Origin of the sequence: Saccharopolyspora sp. (assembly GCF_017434145.1) — a bacterium.
In the GTDB taxonomy this organism is placed as follows: domain Bacteria; phylum Actinomycetota; class Actinomycetes; order Mycobacteriales; family Pseudonocardiaceae; genus Saccharopolyspora_C; species Saccharopolyspora_C galaxeae.
The window spans coordinates 1-7812 of sequence record NZ_JAFRFW010000760.1; the positions used below are offsets into that span (position 1 = coordinate 1).

7 protein-coding genes are annotated in these 7812 nt (G+C 70.9%); 3 read left to right on the forward strand and 4 right to left on the reverse strand.

All coding sequences use genetic code 11. The annotated features are described in order from the left end of the window. Positions 1-536 (forward strand): class F sortase (locus tag IJH84_RS20645; RefSeq protein WP_295147836.1); only part of this gene is annotated, 536 nt, incomplete at its 5' end. A gap of 54 nt (positions 537-590) precedes the next feature. Here IJH84_RS20645 and yidC read toward each other — a convergent pair. Together yidC and recQ are read right to left on the reverse strand one after the other, a co-directional pair. Next, the gene (yidC, locus tag IJH84_RS20650) at positions 591-1667 is read right to left on the reverse strand and encodes a membrane protein insertase YidC (protein WP_295147839.1); all 1077 of its coding nucleotides are present in this window, start codon (positions 1665-1667) and stop codon (positions 591-593) included. A gap of 208 nt (positions 1668-1875) precedes the next feature. Beyond that, entirely contained in the window at positions 1876-3669 is a 1794-nt protein-coding gene (recQ, locus tag IJH84_RS20655) for a DNA helicase RecQ (protein ID WP_295147853.1), read from the reverse strand. A gap of 341 nt (positions 3670-4010) precedes the next feature. Here recQ and IJH84_RS20660 point away from each other — a divergent pair, with 341 nt between their 5' ends. Next, entirely contained in the window at positions 4011-5030 is a 1020-nt protein-coding gene (locus IJH84_RS20660; protein WP_295147842.1) for a sigma-70 family RNA polymerase sigma factor, read from the forward strand. An 84-nt stretch (positions 5031-5114) separates the two neighbouring features. Here IJH84_RS20660 and IJH84_RS20665 read toward each other — a convergent pair whose 3' ends face one another. Next, complete coding sequence (locus IJH84_RS20665; protein WP_295147845.1) at positions 5115-6245, reverse strand: glycosyltransferase; 1131 nt, start codon at positions 6243-6245, stop codon at positions 5115-5117. Positions 6246-6398: 153 nt separating this feature from the next. Then, positions 6399-6911, reverse strand: coding sequence for a DUF2165 domain-containing protein (locus tag IJH84_RS20670; RefSeq protein WP_295147848.1), 513 nt, complete (start codon positions 6909-6911; stop codon positions 6399-6401). Positions 6912-7013: 102 nt separating this feature from the next. Here IJH84_RS20670 and IJH84_RS20675 point away from each other — a divergent pair. Further along, a partial coding sequence (locus tag IJH84_RS20675; protein ID WP_295147851.1) for a hypothetical protein occupies positions 7014-7812 on the forward strand: 799 nt, incomplete at its 3' end.

Below are 7812 nucleotides of genomic sequence, written 5' to 3' on the forward strand. Positions count from 1 at the left end.
CCGCCTCGGCGCCGCGGGGCACCACCGGAGCGCAACCGGCGCCAGGACCCGTGCAGGCCGCTGACCTGCCGCCGCAGCCGGTGCAGATCCCCGCCGGGCAGCCACCGGGCACCGTCAAGCTGCCGCAGGGCGGCACGGCGGAACTGGTCCGCAAGGAAGTCGACCGCTCCGGCACCCTCCCGGTGCCGGACGGGGTGGACGAGGCCACCTGGTGGGGAGCCGGACTGGACGCCCCGGACGGGGCGACGGTGCTAGCCGGGCACGTGAACTGGAAGGGCTCGGTAGGCCCGTTCGAGGAGCTGTGGGAGTCCGCGGCGGACCAGCCGGTCACCGTGGTCGACGACGGCGGCCGCGAATACCGCTACCGGGTCTCCGAAGTCGTCACGGTCTCCAAGGAAGAACTGCCCGCCCGGGCGGCCGAGCTGTTCGGCCAGGGCGGGCCGCACCGGCTGGTGCTGGTCACCTGCGGCGGCCGGTACGTGGGCGGCGGGCTCGGCTACGACGAGAACCGCATCGTGGTCGCCACACCGGCCTGACGAACGCGAAAAAGCGGGATCCCCGGGCGGGGATCCCGCTTTTTCGCTGCTGCGCTAACGGCGCTTCTTGCTCTTCTTGGCGGAAGCGGCCTGCTTGCCGGGGCGCTTCTTCTGCTGCGGGCGCCGGTTCCCCGGACTTGATTGCTGCGCGGGTTTCGCACCGGGCGCGGGTTTGCTGCCGGTCACCGCGGTGGCGCCGTCCTCGGACGACGGGGCCTGGCCGTTCTCGGACTGCTCGGCGGTCTCGGTCGCCTCGCCGTCGCCGGAGTCGTTGTTCTTGGTCTGCGAAGGCTTCTGCCCCGGCTTCGGACGCGGCGCGTCCTTCTTCGCGGCGAGCTCCTTCTCCTTCTCCCGCTCCTGCTCGCGGTCGATCTTGTTGCTGATGAAGTGCTGCTGGCCCAGCGTCCAGATGTTGTTCGCCATGAAGTACAGCACCACGGCGATCGGCAGCACCCAGCCGGAGAACAAGGTGCCGACCGGCGCCACGTACATCATGAACTTCCCCATCATCGCGGTCTGGGGATTCGTCATGGACGCGTCGGTCTGGCGCTTCTGCGACATCCGCATCGTGAAGAACGTCGCGATCGAGGCGATCACCATCAGCGGAATGCCGACCGCCATCATGTTCGCCCGCGTGGTGTCGAACTGGGCGAGCTCCGCGGCGGGCTGGGTGAGCCAGTTGCCGAGCTTCGCGCCGAAGATGTCGGCTCGGATGAACGACAGCACTTCGGAGCGGTCGAAGATGTAGTTGCTCTGCGCCTGCGGGCTGAACCCGCGCAGCACGTGGAACAGGCTCAGGAACACCGGGATCTGCAGCAGCGCGGGCAGGCAGCCGCCGACCGGGTTCACCCCGTGCTCGGACTGCAGCTTCTGCATCTCCTGCGCCATGCGCTGGCGATCGTTCTTGTACTTCTCCCGCAGCTTCTGGATCTGCGGGGAGAACTTCGCCATCTTCCGGCCGGCGCGCATCTGGCTGATCGCGGGCTTGAGCAGCAACACGCGCAAGCTGAACACCAGGAAGAACACCGCCAACGCCCAGGCGAAGCCGTTGTCCGGCCCCAGCACGGTGCCGAAAACCTTGTGCCAGAACCACAAGATGGCCGACACCGGATAGAGGATAAAGTCGAACACTCAACCACTCCTGGTCATCGCCCGGTTCGCCCCGGGCAGCTTGCACGGGCGCTCCGCACACCGCCCTCAGCTCTACCAGGGTGCCATGTCCGGCCATCCGAACGAGTAAGGGGCGTGAACTCGGCACGGAGAGTAACCCGGCGGCGACCGCGCTCGAAGGCGGTGCGCTCCGGATCCCGAGGCACCGGCGCACTTCGTGGCGGGCCGCTCACTCCTCGGCCAGCGCCGTGAGAACCGCTTCGCCGTACTTGCTCAGCTTGTTCTGGCCGATGCCGCTGATCGTGCCCAGCTCGTCCAAGCTCGCGGGTGCTCGCGCGGCGATCTGGCGCAGCGTGGCGTCGTGGAAGATGACGTAGGCGGGCACGCCCTGCTCCTTGGCGGTGGCCGCGCGCCACGCGCGCAGGCGCTCGAAGACCGGGGCGGCCTCGGCGGGGAGTTCGACCGCCTCGGCACGGCCCGACTTGGCCGGTTTCGCGGCCTTGGCGGGCTTTTCCGGCTCCCGGCGCAGCCGCACGGAACGTTCGCGGCGCAGCACTTCACCGCTGGTCTCGGTCAGCACCAGAGTCCCGTAATCGCCCTCCACCGCCAGCAGGCCCTTCGCGAGCAGCTGGCGCACCACGCCGCGCCAATCGTCGTCGCGCAGGTCGGTGCCGACGCCGAAGACGGTGAGCTGGTCGTGGCCGTGCTGCTGGATCTTCGCGTTCGACTTGCCGAGCAGGACGTCGATCACGTGGCCCGCGCCGAACTTCTGCCGCCGCTCGTGCAGCAACCGGTACACCGCCGAGAGCAGCTTCTGCGCGGCGACCGTGCCGTCCCAGGACTCCGGCGGATGCAGGCAGGTGTCGCAGTTCCCGCACGGCTTCCCGGGCTGGCCGAAGTAGGCCAGCAGCTGCACCCGGCGGCACTCCACCGTCTCGCACAGCGCGAGCATCGCGTCCAGGTGCGTGGCCTGCCTGCGGCGATGCGCCTCGTCGCCCTCGGAGTTGTTGATCATCTTGCGCTGCTGCACCACGTCCTGCAGCCCGTAGGCCAGCCACGCGGTCGACGGCGCGCCGTCCCGCCCGGCGCGGCCGGTCTCCTGGTAGTAACCCTCCACCGACTTCGGCAGGTCGAGGTGCGCGACGAAGCGCACGTCGGGCTTGTCGATGCCCATGCCGAACGCGATCGTGGCCACCACCACGAGCCCGTCCTCGCGCAGGAACCGGGACTGGTGCGCCGCACGGGTGCTCGCGTCCAGGCCCGCGTGGTACGGCACCGCCGGAATCCCGTGCTGCGAGAGGAACTCCGCCGTCTTCTCCACCGACGAGCGGGACAGGCAGTAGACGATGCCCGCGTCGCCGGCGTGCTCGGTGCGCAGCAGGTCCAGCAACTGCTTCTTCGGGTCGTTCTTGGGCACGATCCGGTACTGGATGTTCGGGCGGTCGAAGCTGGCCACGAACCGGCCCGCCTGCTCCAGCTGCAGCCTGGTCGCGATCTCGCCGCGGGTCGCCTCGGTGGCCGTGGCGGTCAGCGCGATGCGCGGTACGTCCGGCCAGCGCTCGTGCAGCATCGACAGCGCCAGGTAGTCCGGCCGGAAGTCGTGGCCCCACTGCGCGACGCAGTGCGCCTCGTCGATCGCGAACAGCGACACCTTGCCGTCGTCCAGCAGCGAGACGGTCGAATCCAGGCGCAGCCGTTCCGGCGCGAGGTAGAGCAGGTCCAGCTCCCCGTTGCGGAACGCGGCCTCCACCGCGCGCCGCTGGTCCGGGTCCTGGGTCGAATTGAGGAAACCGGCGCGGACCCCGAGCTCGGTGAGCGCGTCGACCTGGTCCTGCATCAGCGCGATCAGCGGCGAGACGACCACCCCGGTCCCGGCCCGCACCAGCGCAGGAACCTGGTAGCACAGCGACTTCCCGCCCCCGGTCGGCATCAGCACCAGCGCGTCCCCACCGGCGCCGACGTGCTCGACGATCTGCTGCTGCTGCCCGCGGAACGAGTCGTAGCCGAAGACGCGGCGCAGCACTCCGAGCGCGGCGGAGTCGGCGTCGCCGTACTCGGCAGGGTCGCTGAGGCTGCTCTGCGCGGAAGTCACCCGGGGATTCTACGAAGCCGGGAACCACCCGAAGCCGGACATCATGCATCGGCGAGTCGGCTTGCTTACCGGCTGGGCTCGCCCCTGCCCGGGCACGCCCCGGCGGTGCGAATCACGGCCGTTCGGCTCTGCACCCGCAACGGCCGAAGCCGGATTTTGGGAGCGCCGACGATTCGTCGCCGGGGAGGGATTGTCGGTGCGGCGACTTACCGTGGCGACACACGCGGGAAGGCGGCCGGCCACGAGCCGGCCCTGGCAGGAGGCGGACCGCCATGACCATGACCAACAGCCTCGTGGACGACGAATTCCTGCAGCAGGCGAACCCGTTCCGGCGGGAGCTGCTGGCGCACTGCGACCGGATGCTCGGCTCGGTGCACGACGCCGAAGACCTGGTGCAGGAGACCTCCCTGCGGGCCTGGCGGGCCTACGACCGGTTCGAAGGCCGCAGCTCGCTGCGCACCTGGCTGCACCGGATCGCGACCACGGTGTGCCTGACCGCGCTGGAGAACCGGGGCAAGCGGCCGCTGCCGACCGGGCTCGGCGCGCCCGACTCGGCGCCGCAGGACGCGCTGGACGAACAGCGCGAAGTGCCGTGGTTGGAACCGGTGCCGGACGCGCTGCTGCCCGAGCGCGGCGATCCCGCCGCGATCGTGGCCGAGCGGGAGAGCACCCGGCTGGCGTTCATCGCGGCGCTGCAGCACCTGCCGCCGAAGCAGCGGGCGGTGCTGCTGCTCCGGGAGGTGCTGAAGTGGCGGGCCGCGGAGGTCGCCGAGCTGCTCGGCACGACGACGGCGGCGGTCAACAGCAGCCTGCAACGCGCCCGGGCGCAGCTCGAACAGGCAGCACCCGCGCAGGACGACGTGATCGAACCGCTCGAACCGCGCCAGCGGGCGATGCTGCAGGAGTGGGTCGCGGCGTTCGAGGCGAAGGACGTCTCGGCGATCGTCGCGCTGTTCACCTCCGACGCGGTGTGGGAGATGCCGCCGTTCACCGGCTGGTACACGGGTCCGGCCACGATCGGCGAACTGATCGCGCAGCGCTGCCCCGCGGGCCCCGGGGACATGCGCCTGGTGGGCACCGCCGCGAACGGGCAGCCCGCGTTCGGGGTCTACATGCGTGGTCCGCACGGGGAGTTCGAGCCGTTCCAGCTCCAGGTCCTCACGCTGGCGGGCGGCCGGGTGCGGCACGTGGTCGCGTTCGGCGATCCGGGGCTGTTCGAGACGTTCGGGCTGCCCGCCGCGCTGCTCGCGGAGTCGCCCGCGGACAAGCGCGAAGTCACACCCGCGCGATGAGTTTCCGACACGTGCGCGGTCCGAACGGGTGCGGCCGCACATCTGCTGGGGGTGATGTGCGGCCGTCCTGCACCGGGCGAACCCTCACCGGGCGAACTCGGGGAGCCGCTCGGCCACGGACTCCGGGGACGGCATCGCGGCGATCTCGGCGGCGAGTTCGCGCGCGACGCGCCGGTGCTGCGCGCCGCCCAGCAGGGCTTTCGCGGCGTCCTGCACGTTCGCGGTGGTGACGTCGGCTCCCAGCAGTTCCGTGCCGGCACCGAGTTCCGCCACGGCAGCGGCGTTGCGGAACGGGTCCGCGCCCCGCGGCAGGAGCAGCTGCGGCAACCCCGCTGCCGCGGCGGCGAGCATGGTGCCGCTGCCGCCGTGGTGCACGATCAGGTCGACCCGGCCGAGCAACTCGGCCTGCGGCAGCCAGCTGTGCACCGAGACGTTGGCGGGCAGCTCGCCCAGCGCCGCCGGTTCGACCGTCGGCCCGGCGCTGACCAGCACGTCGGCGTCCAGCTCGGCGAGCCCGCCGATCGCTCGGCCGAGCACTTCCGCATCGCCGAACGCGGTGCCGAGGGTCAGGTAGATCAGCGGTCGCGTCCCGCCGAACGGCGGCAGCTCGCCGGGCTCGGCGAACGGCACCGGGCGCAGCGGAATCCGCTGGACGGCCAATTCGGATTCCTGCAACGATTTCGGGGCGACGTCCAGGAACGGGTTGCCGAGCGCGCGCAACTCGCCTGCGGGCAGTTGCACGCCGAATTCCGCGGCGACCGCGCGCAACGTCGGTCCGAAATCGCCGAAATCGTCCGGTGCGACCAGTCCGAATCCGTGGCAGACGCCCGGAATACCGGCGCGCGCCGCGGCGATTCCGGCACCGTGGTTGCCCGCTTCGTGCACCACCAGGTCCGGTTCGGCCTCCGCCAGCACCGGCTGGAGGTCGGCGGCGAACCGCCGGGGCAACTCGCCCGCGAAGACCTGCGTCATGAGCTTCTTCCACGCCTCGCTGCCCGGTTCCGGACGGCGCTCGCCCGCGCCCGCCGCGGCGTACCCCTCCGGGATTGACATGCCGACCGCAGCAGTGCCCAATCCGAGCTCGCGCAGCGCGGGCAGGAATTGCGCACCGGTGGTGAAAACGACTTCGTGGCCCTGCGCGAGCGCGGCGCGGGCCAACGGGACCATCGGATAGGTGTGGCCGTAGCTGGCCAGGCTGGAGAAGAGGACTCGCACGCGGCCGAATGCTACGGGCGGTTTCACGAGCGGCGCCAGCCGCTTGCGGGTTCCCGCGGACTCGGCCGGAACACCGGCAAAACACTTCCCAGTCGGCTCGGGGCTGGTGGCGCTCGCGGATTTCCCCACCAATCAGCGAACGCCCCAACACCTTCACCGCTCGGCGGACTCCCGCATCGGAAGGTGCACCAGAACGAGCCCGATCCCGGCGATGACCAGGTTCTGCAACGCCGGCTGCAAACCGTTCCACTTGTCCGACTGCCACATCTGGAACCACTCGCCGCCGATGGTGATGAATCCGCCGCCGAACAGCAGCAGTTCCAGCAGCCAACCGAGGCTGGCCAGCCTCCGCGCGGTGTCGATGCCCTGCGAACCGGGGCGCACCCAGAAGACGAACGCGGCCACGAGCACGACCGCGGTCAGCACCTCCCACACGATCACCGCGAGGTAGCCGGCCTGGGCCAGCCCCGGCGTGGTGATCGCCCGCCACATCGTGCCGTCGGTTTGGAACGTGGTGTCCATCGCGAACACGTGCTGCACGAATTCCGCGTTGGTCCCGTAGTCGGTGATGTTGCCGAACGCGATCAGCCCGATCTGCACCGCGGTGATCGCCACCAAAGCGGTGATCACCGCGCGCAAGCTGCCCAAAGATCTCAGAAGACGCATGGCGCGGACCTTACGCAACGCCGCAGGACCGCAACGGCGTTCGCGCCGAAACGGTTCGATCACGGCGAACTGGCAGGATGCGGCCGCGGGAAGGAGGTGGCGATGCGGGTGTGCCTGGTGTCGCACCGGTTGGGCGGGTTCGACGGGGTCAGCGTGGAGGCCGCCAAGTGGGTGAGCGGGTTCCGCTCGCTCGGCGCGACGGTGACCCGTGCGGCGGGCCATTTCGCCGCCGACGAACCCGGTGACGTGCTGGTCCGGGGAATGTGGGCGGACCGGCCCGGTGGTGCACCGCCCGCCGTCGACCACGGCACGATCCGCGAGCTGTGCCGCGGGCACGACCTGCTGGTGCTGGACAACGCCGGTTCGCTGTGGAGCGCGCCGGACGCTTCCGCGGCCTGGCAGCGGCACGCCCTGGAAGCAGGCATCCCGACCGTGCTGCGCCACCACGATCCGGCATGGCAAGGGCCCGCGCTGCGCCGGGTCGACGGGGACACCGTGCCGCTGCACCACCCCGCGCACCTGCACGTGCTGATCAACGAGCACACCGCGCGGGAGTTCGCCGGGCGCTGGCCCGAGCTGGCCCGCGCGGACGCGCTGCGCGTGTTGCACAACCGGGTGCACGTCGACGCGCTGAGCAGCGGAGATCGGGACGGGACACGCGACCGGTTCGGCGTCCGGCCTGCGGAGACGCTGATCGCGCACCCGGCGCGGGTGGAGAGCGCGAACAAGAACATCCCCGGCGCGGTACGGCTCGCGCTGGATCTGGAGGAGGAACTGGGCACTCCGGTGCGCTACTGGCTCACCGACGACGAGCCCGCAGGCGGCGAGGTCGCCGAAGCGCTCGCCCGCGCACCCGGGCTGGTGCGCGGGCGCGTGGCCGAACAGGCCGATCTCTACGCCG

Bases quoted from the DNA above. Each gene is read 5' to 3' on its own strand.
- IJH84_RS20660 (WP_295147842.1), top strand. From the start codon at position 4,011: ATGACCATGACCAACAGCCTCGTGGACGACGAATTCCTGCAGCAGGCG.
- IJH84_RS20670 (WP_295147848.1), bottom strand. From the start codon at position 6,911: ATGCGTCTTCTGAGATCTTTGGGCAGCTTGCGCGCGGTGATCACCGCT.